At 26.8% G+C, this 14,494-nt stretch carries 17 protein-coding genes and 1 pseudogene; 15 read left to right on the top strand and 3 right to left on the bottom strand.

All coding sequences use genetic code 11. From position 1 onward, the window contains the following. The first annotated feature begins 1 nt into the window (after position 1). The 5 genes and pseudogenes from QIA31_RS05420 (at position 2) to QIA31_RS05440 (ending at position 2,059) form a co-directional block, all read left to right on the top strand. A complete protein-coding gene (locus QIA31_RS05420; RefSeq protein ID WP_210361775.1) occupies positions 2 to 349 on the top strand; it encodes a BlyB family putative holin accessory protein in 348 nt (115 codons plus the stop codon). Continuing rightward, a complete protein-coding gene (locus tag QIA31_RS05425; protein WP_418905362.1) occupies positions 339 to 674 on the top strand; it encodes a BlyB family putative holin accessory protein in 336 nt (111 codons plus the stop codon). The genes QIA31_RS05420 and QIA31_RS05425 overlap by 11 nt, the downstream gene beginning before the upstream one ends. Beyond that, complete coding sequence (locus tag QIA31_RS05430) at positions 667 to 1,020, top strand: BBA14 family lipoprotein (protein WP_418905363.1); 354 nt, start codon at positions 667 to 669, stop codon at positions 1,018 to 1,020. Before QIA31_RS05425 ends, QIA31_RS05430 begins: the two co-directional genes overlap by 8 nt. Before the next feature lie 104 nt (positions 1,021 to 1,124). Further along, a pseudogene (gene bdr / locus QIA31_RS05435) lies at positions 1,125 to 1,535 on the top strand (Bdr family repetitive protein). Between the two features lie 104 nt (positions 1,536 to 1,639). Then, complete coding sequence (locus QIA31_RS05440; protein ID WP_418905364.1) at positions 1,640 to 2,059, top strand: Mlp family lipoprotein; 420 nt, start codon at positions 1,640 to 1,642, stop codon at positions 2,057 to 2,059. A 37-nt stretch (positions 2,060 to 2,096) separates the two neighbouring features. Here the strand turns inward: QIA31_RS05440 and QIA31_RS05445 are convergent, their stop codons facing one another. Further along, positions 2,097 to 3,101 carry an ERF family protein gene (locus QIA31_RS05445; RefSeq protein WP_418905365.1) on the bottom strand — a complete coding sequence of 335 codons (1,005 nt, stop codon included), beginning with the start codon at positions 3,099 to 3,101 and terminating at the stop codon, positions 2,097 to 2,099. 364 nt (positions 3,102 to 3,465) lie between these two features. Here QIA31_RS05445 and QIA31_RS05450 point away from each other — a divergent pair, with 364 nt between their 5' ends. The 6 genes from QIA31_RS05450 (at position 3,466) to QIA31_RS05475 (ending at position 9,058) form a co-directional block, all read left to right on the top strand. Beyond that, entirely contained in the window at positions 3,466 to 4,569 is a 1,104-nt protein-coding gene (locus tag QIA31_RS05450) for a plasmid maintenance protein (RefSeq protein WP_418905366.1), read from the top strand. A 46-nt stretch (positions 4,570 to 4,615) separates the two neighbouring features. Beyond that, positions 4,616 to 5,374 (top strand): ParA family protein, encoded by a 759-nt coding sequence (locus tag QIA31_RS05455; protein WP_418905367.1) that lies wholly within the window; start codon positions 4,616 to 4,618, stop codon positions 5,372 to 5,374. A 73-nt stretch (positions 5,375 to 5,447) separates the two neighbouring features. Further along, complete coding sequence (locus QIA31_RS05460; RefSeq protein ID WP_418905368.1) at positions 5,448 to 5,975, top strand: chromosome replication/partitioning protein; 528 nt, start codon at positions 5,448 to 5,450, stop codon at positions 5,973 to 5,975. A gap of 12 nt (positions 5,976 to 5,987) precedes the next feature. Beyond that, complete coding sequence (gene bdr / locus QIA31_RS05465) at positions 5,988 to 6,554, top strand: Bdr family repetitive protein (RefSeq protein ID WP_418905369.1); 567 nt, start codon at positions 5,988 to 5,990, stop codon at positions 6,552 to 6,554. 690 nt (positions 6,555 to 7,244) lie between these two features. Next, positions 7,245 to 8,576, top strand: a complete 1,332-nt coding sequence (locus tag QIA31_RS05470; RefSeq protein WP_418905370.1) for a DUF244 domain-containing protein — start codon at positions 7,245 to 7,247, stop codon at positions 8,574 to 8,576. Between the two features lie 56 nt (positions 8,577 to 8,632). Continuing rightward, on the top strand, positions 8,633 to 9,058 hold the full coding sequence (locus QIA31_RS05475; RefSeq protein WP_418905371.1) for a DUF261 domain-containing protein: 426 nt from the start codon (positions 8,633 to 8,635) through the stop codon (positions 9,056 to 9,058). Positions 9,059 to 9,063: 5 nt separating this feature from the next. Here QIA31_RS05475 and QIA31_RS05480 read toward each other — a convergent pair whose 3' ends face one another. Further along, positions 9,064 to 9,840, bottom strand: coding sequence for a tyrosine-type recombinase/integrase (locus tag QIA31_RS05480; protein ID WP_418905372.1), 777 nt, complete (start codon positions 9,838 to 9,840; stop codon positions 9,064 to 9,066). Positions 9,841 to 10,275: 435 nt separating this feature from the next. On the opposite strand from QIA31_RS05480, the gene QIA31_RS05485 reads away from it, so the two are divergent. Together QIA31_RS05485 and QIA31_RS05490 are read left to right on the top strand one after the other, a co-directional pair. Beyond that, positions 10,276 to 10,821 (top strand): Erp family outer-surface lipoprotein, encoded by a 546-nt coding sequence (locus QIA31_RS05485; protein WP_418905373.1) that lies wholly within the window; start codon positions 10,276 to 10,278, stop codon positions 10,819 to 10,821. A 26-nt stretch (positions 10,822 to 10,847) separates the two neighbouring features. Next, complete coding sequence (locus QIA31_RS05490) at positions 10,848 to 11,606, top strand: hypothetical protein (protein WP_418905374.1); 759 nt, start codon at positions 10,848 to 10,850, stop codon at positions 11,604 to 11,606. 59 nt (positions 11,607 to 11,665) lie between these two features. Here QIA31_RS05490 and QIA31_RS05495 read toward each other — a convergent pair whose 3' ends face one another. Beyond that, the gene (locus QIA31_RS05495) at positions 11,666 to 12,364 is read right to left on the bottom strand and encodes a hypothetical protein (protein ID WP_418905375.1); all 699 of its coding nucleotides are present in this window, start codon (positions 12,362 to 12,364) and stop codon (positions 11,666 to 11,668) included. A gap of 214 nt (positions 12,365 to 12,578) precedes the next feature. Here QIA31_RS05495 and QIA31_RS05500 point away from each other — a divergent pair, with 214 nt between their 5' ends. Continuing rightward, positions 12,579 to 13,145 (top strand): DUF603 domain-containing protein, encoded by a 567-nt coding sequence (locus QIA31_RS05500; RefSeq protein WP_418905376.1) that lies wholly within the window; start codon positions 12,579 to 12,581, stop codon positions 13,143 to 13,145. Then, complete coding sequence (locus QIA31_RS05505) at positions 13,142 to 14,494, top strand: PBSX family phage terminase large subunit (RefSeq protein WP_418905377.1); 1,353 nt, start codon at positions 13,142 to 13,144, stop codon at positions 14,492 to 14,494. The genes QIA31_RS05500 and QIA31_RS05505 overlap by 4 nt, the downstream gene beginning before the upstream one ends.

The following is a 14,494-nucleotide window of genomic DNA, read 5'->3' on the forward strand; positions in this document are numbered from 1 at the left end:
CGTGAAATTATCTAAAGATAATCTTGAGATTGGACTTAAATCCATATCAAACCTTATTGACGTATTCTCTAAATTTGAAGATGAATTTGGCGAAATCGCTCATAAAGGATTTTTTTTGGTTTATGAATTGTATTCTCATTATAAATTAATCTATAAAGCAAATATGGAAAGGCTTGATAATGCATTAAGTCCATCAATAACTAAAACACTAGCTCCAGTAAATGAGAAAATCAATCAATGCATTGATCTGGTTAATTCTAATGAAAAAAATCTAAAAATATCTAATAATCTAAAATTCAATGAGGAAGGAAAACCTATCTATCAAGCAGGAATAAATAATGCAAAATAATACTATAGAATTAGGATTAAATTTACTATCAAGCTTAACTAACATAGCTAAAACCGATACAAACATAGATCATAACTACATTAATACTTTTAATAAAGTAATAGATTTTTTCTATAAAACATATATTAATACACTAAAATCTATGGAAATAGCCGAATCAATGAAAATATTTGAAGAAATACAAGAGATATTAAAATACAATATTGATATAATAGAGGCTATTTCTAGTAGCAAAAGCAAAAGAATCATATCTTCACTAAAAGCAAAACGCAACAAAATTATGAAAGAATACGTTAATATACTTAAAAGGGGTGAAAATGCTTAGATTAGTAAACTACTTATTAATTACTTTACTACTATGTTGTACTACTATTGCTAGTTTGCCAGAAGAGCCGGAACCGCCAATTATTCAAACATTAGAATCTTTAGCTAAATATGAAGCACAACTATCAGATTATGTTATGTATCTTGTAACATTCTTAACCAAAACAAAATCTAAAATTAATGATCCAAATTACCCAACATATACTTATCCCGACTTATCAGAACTAAAAGACGAACACTCTATAACTTCAGTAAAACATAATATCAAACTACTTTTAGAGTACATTAAAAAAACAAAGCCTATAGCAAATAAAGTCTATAATCAATATTCTCAGTTAAAAATGTAAATTTCAAAAAGGTTTTTCTTGCAAGAAAATATACTTAATATGTGTAGATAGACCCCACGAACTAAACTAAAATAGTGTATAATATGACTATAAAGGAAAATTTTATAGAAACAGTATCAACAAATATTGCAAGGGTAACTCAAGAGCACGCATATAAAGAGTTTATTCGACTAGGAATGAAACAGACAATAGCGCAAAGTTTATCCAAAAGCTATTTTCACGATGATCTTACATATAGGGATTTAAAAAATTTAGAAAAAAATATTTAATTTAAGGTTTGATAGACTTGATCTTATATTTAAGGATTTACAGAAAGATATATCTAATCTTGATGCTAAAATAGATCGTGTAGAAAAGACTTTACAGAAAGATATCTCCAATCTTAATGCTAAATAGATAGTGTAGAAAAAAATTTACTGCCACTTACAGAAATGCTTAAATGGGGATTAGGAATTATGGGAGCAATGGATATAACAATGATAGCGGGACTAATATTTGCTTTAATCTCTAAATAGCTACTACCTCACCTCAAGAATATCAATTCAAATAATAATTGTTTATCCAAAATTTAGTATCAATAATTGATTTATTAAACATTATTAATAAAAAAGGACTAACAATGAAAATTATCAACATATTATTTTGTTTATTTTTATTAATGCTAAACGGCTGTAATTCTAATGACACAAATACAAGTCAAACAAAAAGTAGGGGAAAGCGTGATTTAACCCAAAAAGAAGTAACACAAGAAAACCCCAAATCTAAAGAAGAACTGCTTAAAGAAAAACTAACTGATGATCAAAAAACACACCTTGATTGGCTAAAAGGCGCCTTAGCTGGTGAAGAATTTGATAAATTTTTAGGATATGATGAAGCAAAAATAAAAACAGCACTTGATCATATAAAAAGCGAGCTTGATAAATGTAGTGGGGAACATGCAGATCAACAAAAAACAACCTTTAAAGAAATAGTTAAAGGCGCCCTTGGCGGTGGTATAGATACTTTTACGAGTCAAGCAACTTGTAATAATCAATTCTAACTAATAGCCCCCTTATTTGGGGGCTTTAAACATATTGCTATGCTGCAAATATATAATCAAATTGTTTATCTTCTTTCAACGTACAAAAGAATAATAGCGGGCTAGGGCCATAAGAAGTCCTCTTAAACGCCATAAACTTTTCAAAATCTTGTAAATCTTTTAATCTATTATTTTTCTTAAAATAGTCTTTTATAATCTCTGCCCAATAGTTTATACTCTTAAAATCACTATTTTTCTCAAAATGCGCGATTAAATCGGCTTCAATTTTCTTGATATCATCAACATTATTGGGGTCTATTTTCTGAATAAAGCTTATTTTTTGAATAATTGAGTTTATATTATCTTTTGTTGTTGGGTTATTTACCCAATTTTTCATGTTAGATAACGCGTTTTTAAAAATCCCATAATAATAAAGCCTATCTTTTTTTTGTTCTTGCTTAATATCTATTTTTTGGTTTTGAATAGTGTTATTATTTTGATTTTGATTTATGCCTTTTTTTTGTTCTTCTTGCTTTTGATTAACACTATTTTGCTTGCTAGGAACAGAATTTCCGTTTTCATAATTATTGTAAATAGGTGCTGCATCAGTATCCACTTCACTTTTTATGTGAAGACATGCAACTAAAGCATACCTTTTGACATAAGTAATAGCTGAACCAAACTGCTGATGCACTGTATTTGCAACTTTAGATCCATTTTCATTGCTCCATTGTAAATTTTCTGTAAGCGTTGGTGTATCAAAAGAAAATTCATATCCAGTACTTGTACTGTACAATGTGGTCCTAATAACATGTTCCTTTTGCCCGTCTACAAATTTAGATATTGGATATTGTTCAAAATCAAGCTCCAAATTGTGCTTTTCAATAACATTATCAATTTCTTCTACTATGTCATTGAAATTTTGATATCTGTATCCATATCCTTTAAGACTTTTGTCAATACCTGGTAAATTCCTTTTTAGGGTTTTCATATCTTTTCTGAAGCTTATTTTTGCTTGTATATTATTTTGAATATTTTCTTGATTTTTTTCTATGTGTGACATAATCGTCAACCTCCTGAATTAGATTTATAAATAAATATATAGCAAAAACTATTTTTGCCAACTTTTTTACAAAAATTTTTGCAAAAAAAATGAGGGCTTAGCTAGATTCTCTTTATCAAAGAACTAAGCTAAACCCTTACATTACATTTTTTGCAAATTATCTAATTCAGGTAGTCGCAAATGTCAATATTTGAACAACTACGTTACTTGTAGTGTATCCCAATTTAGAATTAAAATCAATTTATCTTTTACTAACTTATAAAATATTAAATTTAATATTTTATTCGAAAAGTATTTACTTTTAATTCAAAATTTTGCATTATAATATTAGTTATTATAAATCTAATTCAGGAGGTTGTCGGTTATGACAATATCAACCAATAAAAAAAGTCTAAATTGCTACAACAAACATCAATATAAATTGATAGTTCTTATCTCAACACTAAACTACATAAACACCAAATATAAGAAATATACACAAAAAACCATACTCTATTACTTTAATAAAAATCTAAAAAGAAATGGTCAAGCTACTACTACATTAAGAACATTACAAAAATATCTTTATAGATTAGAAAAAGATATAAAAGTAACAACCAACTACTACAAACATATGGGGGTAAATTGTGGTACTGAAATTTACTATAAACTTAATTTTAAAAAAAATGAATGCCACTTTAAAATCAACCAATATTTTCAAGAAAAAAGACACTCTCGATTTAAATCGAGAGTGTCTAACTACCTTAAAGACAAATCTCCAAAAAAGGGTAATGTAGAGTTAGGGGAATGTTTATGTAATAAAAATAATATAAAAGAAGAAATAAATTCTAATAAAATAGAAGAATATAAAAAAACAAAATATTTCAATAAATGCAACTTTTTCGATAAAAAAACTCTTTCAAAGATATTAAAATTAGATATTAAAACAGATTTAACAATTGAAATATTTAAAACCGTAAAAAGATATGAAAACGGTTTAACGAAAAACAAACACATTTCTTTTAATAAATCTTGCTTTAAAGATAAACAAAACAAATTAAAAGAAATACTAGAAAATACCAAAAAACAATTAGAAAAAAACGGATACAATACTGAACAATTGGAAACAGAATTTAAAAAAATATATGAAAACTACAAAAATAAGCCGCATTTTATTATTGAACATCAAAAATATAACGATTTAAGCAAAATAACGTTTAAATTAGAGAAATCGATTGAATTTAAAAAAGAAAATTCACAAAAAGATTGTGAGAATATAAAGAAAAACATTTTCAATATACTTATTGAACGGCTAAAAGAAAAGGCAAATATTGAAATTATAAAGCCAATTATAAAAGCTCATTTGAATAACAAAAAGAAATTAGAATATAATAAAGTATTTGATACATATTATCATGAATTATTAGAAATAATGAAAAATGAAAATAATTCTTCAATGCTAGAAGAATTTAACAAAAAGGTTATATGAGGATTAAATATGGGGAAAAATATACAGAACAAGGAATTTTTAGAAAATGGATAGAAAAAAAACAAAAGTAATTACAATTGCCTCAATTAAAGGTGGTGTTGGGAAAAGTACAACTTGCTTAGCATTATCATTTTTGTTATCAAAAAAAAATAAAGTATTATTAATAGATATGGATACACAAGCATCTGTAACTAGTTACTATCAAGATAAAATACAAGAAGATAATATAAATTTAAAATTTAATAATATATATGAAGTTTTAGTCAATGATTTAGATATTAAAAAAGCAATTGTAAGCATTGAAAATAATTTGGATTTATTGCCAAGCTATTTAAGTTTGCATATGCTTAATGAAATTGAAATAGAATTTAAAGACTTGTTATTAAAATCAAATTTAAGCTGCTTTAGCAGTGATTATGAATATGTAATATTGGATACAGCCCCTAGTTTTGACATTGCATTTAAAAATGCAATGTTTAGTAGTGATTATGTTATTGTTCCAATAATAGCTGAAAAATGGGCGGTTGAGTGTTTAGATCTATTTGATTACTTTTTAAATAAATTAGGGTTAAAAATTCCAGTATTTTTGCTCATAACAAGATTTAAAAAAAATAATACACATAAAGAATTTTTAAATTTATTAAAGAATAGGGGTGATTTTTTGGGCATTATATCTGAAAGAGAAGATTTAAATAAAAATATAGCTAGTAATTCTAGGTTTTCTTTAGAAAAAGATTATATGTATGAATATAAAAATGCTATTAATAAATTTATGGATTATTTAAAAATAATGGATAAAGTATAAAATGAGTTAATTTATCTTGTCCCTAATCGGGACAACTTATTAATGATAAAAAATTTTTATTTGAGGTACTATTATGTTAGTAAAAATAAACAAAAGAAATTTAGAAGAAAAGGACAATCATCAATTAGAATACTATGAAAAATTAAAAAATAAATTAGTAAATAATTTTAAAAAAGAAATTTTTCATAAAATAGAAGTTATTAAAATTTTAAAAGAGATAAAAGATAATGAATATTACAAATTAGATGGATATACAAGTTTTAATTCTTTTGCAAAAAACTATAGAATAGCAAGAACTCAAGTGTATGACTATATTAGAATAGCCAATGCTATGGAAGAGGGGCTTTTAGAAGAGGCATTTATTATAGAAAATGGACTTACTATGTCTTTATTATCATTAAGAGATAAAGAAAGTTCAACATTCAAAAAATCAAAGCAAAATCCAATAAAGCCGTTAAGATTTCAACTTAAAAGTAAAGAAAGTTATGATTTTTACAAAAGTAATGCTAAATTCACAGGGTTTTTATTAGATGAACTTTTTGAAAGTCAAAGAGATTTAGTTAATAAACTTTTAAAAAGGTATAAACAATTAAAAGGATAATATGGGGATTTTATGAACAATTTAGCGTACAGAACATATAACATAGAAAGTATAAAAAATGAATTTTTAAACATAGGGTTTAGTGAGGAGGCAATAGATTTTGTCTTTCTTCATAATGATAATTACAACTTCGAATATTTGAAAGAAAAATTGATTGATGTAGAGAAGAATTTACGAAAAGATATATCTAATTTAGACGTTAAGATAGACAATGTAGAAAAGAATTTAAATACGAAGATAGATAGTGTAGAAAAAAATTTACAAAAGGACATATCTATGTTAGATACTAAGATAAATAATGTAAGTGCTAAGATAGATAGTGTAGAAAAAAATTTACAAAAGGACATATCTATGTTAGATACTAAGATAGATAATGTAAGTGCTAAGATAGATAGTGTAGAAAAAAATTTACAAAAGGACATATCTATGTTAGATACTAAGATAGATAATGAAGTAAAGAATTTACGTAAAGATCTTAATATGGGGAACAGACTAGTACATTTTATGATACTCGCAGCAGCAATTCTCGGACCAATTTTAAATGCTTTATTTATGAAATATTTACAATACATTAAATAATGAAATAATTCATAATTTGATTTTTAAGTAGCATTATTATAATGCTAATGGATATTATTAAAAAGCAACAGCTTATTTTTGATCTATTCTAAATTAGAACTTATTTAAACTTTTTAACAAAAAGAATTCAAATAAGTTCTTTTGTTGGAAAAAGACAAATTGATTTTAATTCGAAATAAAACTATAGTTAATTTGTTGAATTATTTTTATTAAAATAAATTCAGCTAAGTATCCCACTATACTTTATTAAGTTCTTTAATAAGAGACTTTAATAAAGTCTTTATTTTGTTGTAAAAATTCTTGTAAAAAATTGACAAAAATGGTTACTATAATATAGTAACCATTACATGATATGTTCGTCGTGTCGCACATATAAAACAAAGGCTTCATTTTGGTGGGACTTGGCTAGTTCTTTAAGTAAAGAATTCAGTTAAGTCTCACTTTTTTGCAAAAATTCTTATAAAGAAATTGACAAAAAAGGTTTTTGCTATACTATATATATAGCTAATAAAAGATTGCTATTATTTAAATAAATTCAATTAAATCTAATTGAGTGGGGGTTTAGCTTAGTTCTTTAAGTAGGGGCTTTAGCTAAACCCTCATTTTTTACAAAAATTTTTGCAAAAAAGTTGGCAAAAATAGTTTTTGCTATATATTTATTTATAAATCTAATTCAGGAGGTTGACGATTATGTCAAACATTGAAAAAAATCAAAAAAATATACAAAATGGAGTGTCCGACATGATACATGCTGAGCAACAAAGTTTTATTGGATGTGAAGTATTTGAGGAAAAGGCTCTTCCCACTAAAGAAAAAAGCAAATTAAGCAAGATAGGCAAGAAATTGCCAGGAATAAGCAGTAAAGAGTGTTTTAGATTTAATCGTAATATTGATTTTAGTTTGCAAAGAAGCAAGCTAGATAAATATGGAGCTAGTGAAGTGGGAACTATTGTAATTGGTGGAGCTGGTCTTAAAAATGTAATGATAAATAGCGTGCTTAAATATTTTGGTATGAGTTTGCCTTTTGAAGAGAATTTATACATGTTAAAAGGTAAAGAGTTGGAAAATTTAGGATTTAGAGAATTTGTTAAGGCGTATGGTGATAATATTGCTGTTTTGTATAAAAATAAATATGCTAACGGTGTTGATAAATATAATTATTTCAAAAAAATAGATAATTTTGAACCTTTAGTAGGCTCAACAATTGATGGATGGTTTATGAATATTTATGGTGATATAGAGCTTTTAGAGATTAAGAGTAGCGACTCTCATTATATGAGTAGTGCTATTGAAGAGTACAATAAAAATGGCAATTTCTTAAGTAGTAAGTATTTTTTCAAATACTATGTGCAGGCGCAAATGCAACTAGCATGTACTGGACTTGAGTATTGTAATTTGTTCTTTTTAATAGACGCTGCGCCAGTTAATTGTAAGATAAAGAGAAATGATTCTTTAATAGCAAAAGTGCTTGAATTTGTTAAAAAATGTGAGCAAGAAGTTTTCGATTTAAGAAACAAAATCATTAAAAATGATAAGAATAAGTTATTGATATCAAACAATATTGATAATGATACATTCAATAAGTTTGTTGAAGAAATTGAAGATTTAGTAGAAAAAAGTGATTTTTATCAATCTGGAGTTGAGTTTGATTGGATAAATGAATTTGTAGAATATGTTGAGTGTGTAGATCTTGAGATTAAAACCGAGCAGTCTGCCATAAATCTTGAGGAGGATCTTGTTGAGATTAATAACTTAAAAGTAGAACTAAATAAAATTCAAAATGAAAACAAAAAAAGAGAAAAACCAATAAAAGATTTGCTCAAAATTAAAATTGATAAGATTATGGATGAGTATCCACTAATAAATCATAAGAATTACAGATTCAAACAATTTGTATTCAATTATGATCCTAAAAAAAGAGCAATAGCAGATAGATTTAAAGAACTTATACCAATAAATAATAAAGTCTTTGTGCCTAGCAATATGAGTAATATAACATATGCAAATAGTGTCCCCTTTTGAAGGGGCACTAAAAATAAAAAAATTAAAAAAATTATTTAACATAGGAGGTTTAAAAAATGCTTATTAGTAAAATAAAACAAAACAATAGGAGTTTACTCGGAGAAATACAGAGATGGGGATGCTATTTTTTATGCTTACATTATTATATAAGTGTGTTCAAGAATATTGAATTTAATGCTTTTGGCATAAATGTTGCTTATCGCAGATTTTTAGGACTTGGGTACATTAAAAGCAATTGTTTTATTCAAAATCCTTGCATGATACTAAATTACTATGGTATTAGAACTAGTGTGAGATATGAATCTTTTGGTTACTTTGCAACTGCAAATGAATTTGAAATAAGTGAAGTTAAAATCACGGGGGTTAATGGAACTCACTTTATTGCTACAAAAGAGAAAGAAATATTATATGATTCACTTGATTTAAGGGCTCGTGGAAAAATATTTAGAGTAACTTCAAAGCGAATATTTAAGCTTAAGTAGTTATACTACAGCTTTAAGCTATTTTTGGCGTATTTATAAGCTTGAATTTTGTTAGCGGAAGAGAGTCCGTAGATATTATCAATTTCATGGGTTGAAGAGTATTTCATAAGTTCTTTTATTTGGAAAGAGTTGTAGCCACTAGATTTTAAATTTGAAATGAACAAGTTTCTACATAAATGGAGCGATTTATTTACTTTAAATCCTGATCTTTTAAGAAGATTTTTGAATTTTCTAGAAATGTTGATAATGCTAATTTGATTATCTTTAAATTTGTGTTTGATCTTTTGGAAAAGATAAGTACGTCTAGTATCAAGATTTTTATCTTCAAAATGATTCTTATGAGCTATTTTAATAGCGTTGTACTCTTTAGAGCTAATGACAATTTCTCTAATGCACGAGACACTTCTTTTTTTTGCCACATTTACTTTGATATTGTAAAGAATTTCACCAGTTTCGCTTCTTAGAGTAGTAATATCTTCCATTTTCACTTTTTGAATTTCAGTACCCCTACATCCACTTATTGAGAGTAGATGTACGAACCAGCCAGATATTGGATCAATTTGTTTTAGATGATTGATACATTTTACAATTAGTTTGCTAGTTTTTGGAGTTATATAAAACTTAGGGCTAGGTTTTAGAGTTTCTTTTTTTGTTTTAGTTGAATTTTTAAGTGAATTTTTAAGAATTTTATTTTCGTCTATAACTTTTAGATAATCTTTAAATATTTTGAGGAAAAAATCTGTATCGCCTTTATTTAAATTAAGATAATTATTAATGTTCATAAAATCCTCTCCTTATAAGTGTTACCTTTACATTAAGTAAAAGTAATAAAAATATATAAAAATTGCAATTTATATTTTACCAAAAACTTAAAATTTTAGTCAAATTATAGTGCTTCTCATTGCATGCAGAATTTGGGATGTAGAGTAGCTTTAAAGAGTAGAAGTGACAATTTCTAAGGAGGTCGGATAAGAAAGATACTATACTTTAACTGATATATAGCAAATACTCTGAAATTTAATTTATATGTGTTTTGTAGTCTCTTGTAATGACCCGACCATTTGCAATGGAGAAATTTTCAAGAGTTGTTTAAAATTACATTCGAGTTTTGTTACTTTGTAATCCGAAATGTAACAAAATTAGATATTTAAATCTTTAAAAAATTGTATATAATAGGTATTGCATTATCCTTAAGACTTATGGAGTAGGAGTAAATTATGAATAAAAAAATGAAAATGTTTATTATTTGTGCAGTTTTTGTACTGATAAGTTCTTGTGGAAATTTTAGAAGCAGTTTAAGTGATCAAGGCAGTTTAAGTGATCAGGGTGGCTTAAGTGGGCAAGCAAGTAGTGATACAATAAAATTCTCTGAATTTACTGTAAATATTAAAAACAAAAAAGACAATAATGGGGATTGGAGCAACTTAGGAACTTTGGTTATAAGAAAAGAACAAGACGGTGTTGAAACAGGTTTAAATGTTGGGGGACATTCAGCCACATTCTTTTCATTAAAAGAGTCAGAAGTTAATAACTTTGTAAAAGCAATGACTAAAGGTGGATCATTTAGAACTAGTTTGTATTATGGATATAATAATGAACAAAGTGATGCAAATGGTATCAAAAATAAGGAGATAATAACAAAGATAGAAACTATTAATGGTTCTGAATATATTACATTTTCAGGAGATAAAATTAAAGACTCAGGAGACAAAACTGCTGAATATGCAATATCACTAGAAGAGCTTAAGAAGAATTTAAAATAGAAATTAAAGTATAGGAGAGGGCAATTATGAATAAAAAAATGTTTATTATTTGTTCTGTTTTTGAATTGATACTTTCTTGCAAGAATTATGCAATTAGTGAAGATTTAAAAAATCTAGAACAAAATGCAAAAGGAAAAGTTGAGGGATTTTTAGAGGCAAAAAAAGAAGAGTTGTTTGGCGGTTTAAAAAAGCTTGGTTCAGAAGTTTCTTCAAAAGTTGGAGAATTAATGCAAGCTGATGGACCGCAAGGTCAAGGTGAAAAGAAACTAGCTCAAGGTGTTGATGAAGATTCAAAATTAAAAGAAGAAATTGAAGGCAAAATAAAAGGATTTAAGGAAAAGATAGATAAATCGGGTGATAAAACTACTCTTGGAACATATTATGAGTATGAAGAAGAGATAAAAAAATTAAAAAAAGAATTAGAAGAAAAATTAAAAGATAAAAAAGAAGATAAAGAAAAACTTGAAAAGGAATTAAATGATCTTGATAAAACTTTAAAGGAAAAAATAGAAAAAAGAAAAAAAGCTTTAGAAGAGGCTAAAAGTAAATTTGAAAAATATAAAGAACAGGTTGGTGCTGCTATTGGAGTAACTGATGGTGTAAGAGTTAAAAACCAAGGTGGTGTTGGATTGCAAGCTTGGCAGTGTGCTAACAAATTAGGTTTAAATGAAAGTTATCCTGGCGGCACAGGTGCTAATAGTAATGAATTGGCAACTAAAGTTATAGATGGTGCACTTAAAAAGATTGAAAAAGAGCTTAAAGGTTCTGAAGAGAAAAAAGAATAAAAAAATAGTTTTATAAGCATAAATTAGCAAAGACAAGACTAATTACCAGTCTTGTCTTCTTATTTGAAATAAGCATTATATTTATTGTATAATCTTTGAAAATTATCAAGATCAAAAGTCATAGATCTAGTTAGTTTGTCAGGATCTTTACTTTCAGGAACCTCAATTATAATTGTTACAGTTTTATGTTTTAATAATTTTGGAAGTAAATTTTCTATACCCGGATCAGAAGTTTTTAAATAAACAGTAATCAATTCTCCACTTATGATAGAATGTGAATCGTTTTTTTTAAGATTCCACATAGGGTTTTCATTTTCAGTTTCTTTATTGAATTCTTTTGTAATTTTTTCTGGTTCATTATCAAAAGATAATTTAACTTTTATTTGTGTAATGTCTGTATCGATCAGCATTGGGTATTGATTGTTGCCATAATCGCCTATATAAAAGTATCGCAATTCGAAGTGCTTATAAGCTGAAGGAGATGAAGAGTCATATTTTGTATTTTTAAAACTAAGACTATTCCATTCATCATTTTCTCCTATAAAGAGAGTAGAAAAACTTCCTGGATTCAAATCACCAAAGAAATCATCAGTGTCCGAAGTCTCGAAATAGGAAATCCAAGTAGGACTTCCCTTATGATAATATTTTTCTATATATTTACAGTCTTTAGATTGATCATAAAAAATATGAATTTTATTGTCTTTTTTAATTGGTTTGCCACAAGAATGACAATATTTTTCGTCAAAAGCTTTTGACATGATTTACGCTCCTTTTAAAAATAAAACATACTTATCTAAAAGGATTTAAGATAAATAAGTTGTATTTTTATGTATTTAAATTTAATAAATATTCTAAATATAGATCAGTAGCTAATATGTATAAGTAAATTAATAGTTTATGTTAATAATTTGTTAAATTGCCTTACTATTTAGAGTAACAATTTGTTAATTTTATTACTTTTGGGTAATGTTCTTGAAAAGAGTTAAAAGGTCTTTTGATGATTATGTTGCATATTTTAGAGAAGGCTCATTAAATGATGGAGAAATAGCAGCTAAACTCGGAGTTTCTAGAGTAAATGTATGGAGAATGAGACAAAAATGGGCTAGTGGAGAAACTTCTGTTAACGAAGATTCTAGAGTAACAATTAGTGAAGATACTTTTGAACACCTTGTAGCACAAACTTTTAAATCTGAAGTTAAGGCTAAAAAAGTTAAAGGCGAATTGGATTTAGAGCGCTCTAATTTAGAATTAGGATTTATACGTGCATTCAAGCAATATTCTAGTATTGAGCTTGCTAGTATGATTTCAAAAATAGACGATTTAAGATTTAAAATTGACTCTTTAAATAAAAAATGTAACAAACGAAATGCAAAAGTTGTTAATGAAAATATTAATTCTTTGAAAGTTGAGCTTAATGAACTTATAAAAGAGTGTTCAGTAAGAGAAATGGAGCTTTACTATGAATGCATGAAAAGACTTGCTGCTGCTCATGAAGTTGATAGTAAAAGTAACTATAAAAGTAATAAAGGGCACAAGTGAACTTATATCAAACAAAACTTTTTAAAACATTTCAAAAACAATACAAAAATCAGTTTGGAATTGATATATCACAATTTGTTAAGCCAATAAACTCTTTAATCAATTTTGATCAGTTTGAAGAGAAACATTTAACCCTAAAGCAAAAGAATGTAATAAAAAGCATTCAAAAAAACAATGAAAAGAAGATTATATTCAGTGGTGGTATAGCTAGCGGCAAAACATATCTTGCATGTTATTTATTTATTAAAAGTTTACTTGAAAATAAAAATTTATATTCTAGTGATACTAATAATTTCATTATAGGCAATTCTCAACGTTCAGTTGAGGTTAATGTTTTGGGTCAATTTGAAAAGCTATGTAAACTTCTTGATATTTCTTATATGCCAAGACATACAAACAATTCGTATATAATGATTGATTCACTTCGTATTAATTTGTATGGAGGGGATAAGGCAAGTGATTTTGAAAGGTTTAGAGGTAGTAATTCGGCACTTATTTTTGTTAATGAGGCCACTACTTTACACAAACAAACTTTAGAGGAAGTATTAAAAAGACTTAGATGTGGACAAGAAACTATTATTTTTGATACCAATCCGGATCATCCAGAACATTATTTTAAAACCGATTATATTGATAATACAGAGACTTTTAAGACATATAATTTTACAACTTATGATAATGTACTTTTAAGTAAAGAATTCATTAAAACCCAAGAGAAACTTTATAAAGATATACCAGCATATAAGGCAAGAGTTTTGCTAGGAGAGTGGATAGCAAGCACCGACTCAATTTTTACACAAATTAATATTACTCAAGATTATGTGTTTACTAGCCCAATAGCATATTTGGATCCAGCATTTAGCATTGGGGGCGACAATACTGCTTTATGTGTTATGGATCGGGTTGATGACAAATATTATGCTTTTGTATTTCAAGACCAACGACCAGCCAATGATCCTTATATTATGAATATGGTCAAAACTGTATTAGAGAATTTCAATGTAAATACACTTTACTTAGAAGATAGAGATAATACTAAAGGTGCTGGTGCATTGACTCGTGAATATATGACTCTTAGAAACAATATGGGTCATTATTTTAGAATTGTGCCGATTAAACCAAAGTCCAATAAATTTAGTAGAATAACATCGTTAATTACACCGGTTACTTACAAGAAACTTTATATTGCAAAATACAGTAGTTCTTCTGTATTTAATGATATTTACGCTTATAAAGGGGACAACAAAACCCATGATGATGCACTTGACGCAATATCTGCGGCATATTTAATTTTGTCTTTAGGGTATAAAGAGAGAAGTATCCATTTTGGCAATCAAATATTTTTGTAA

The organism is [Borrelia] turdi (genome assembly GCF_030439285.2).
Lineage (GTDB): Bacteria > Spirochaetota > Spirochaetia > Borreliales > Borreliaceae > Borreliella > Borreliella turdi.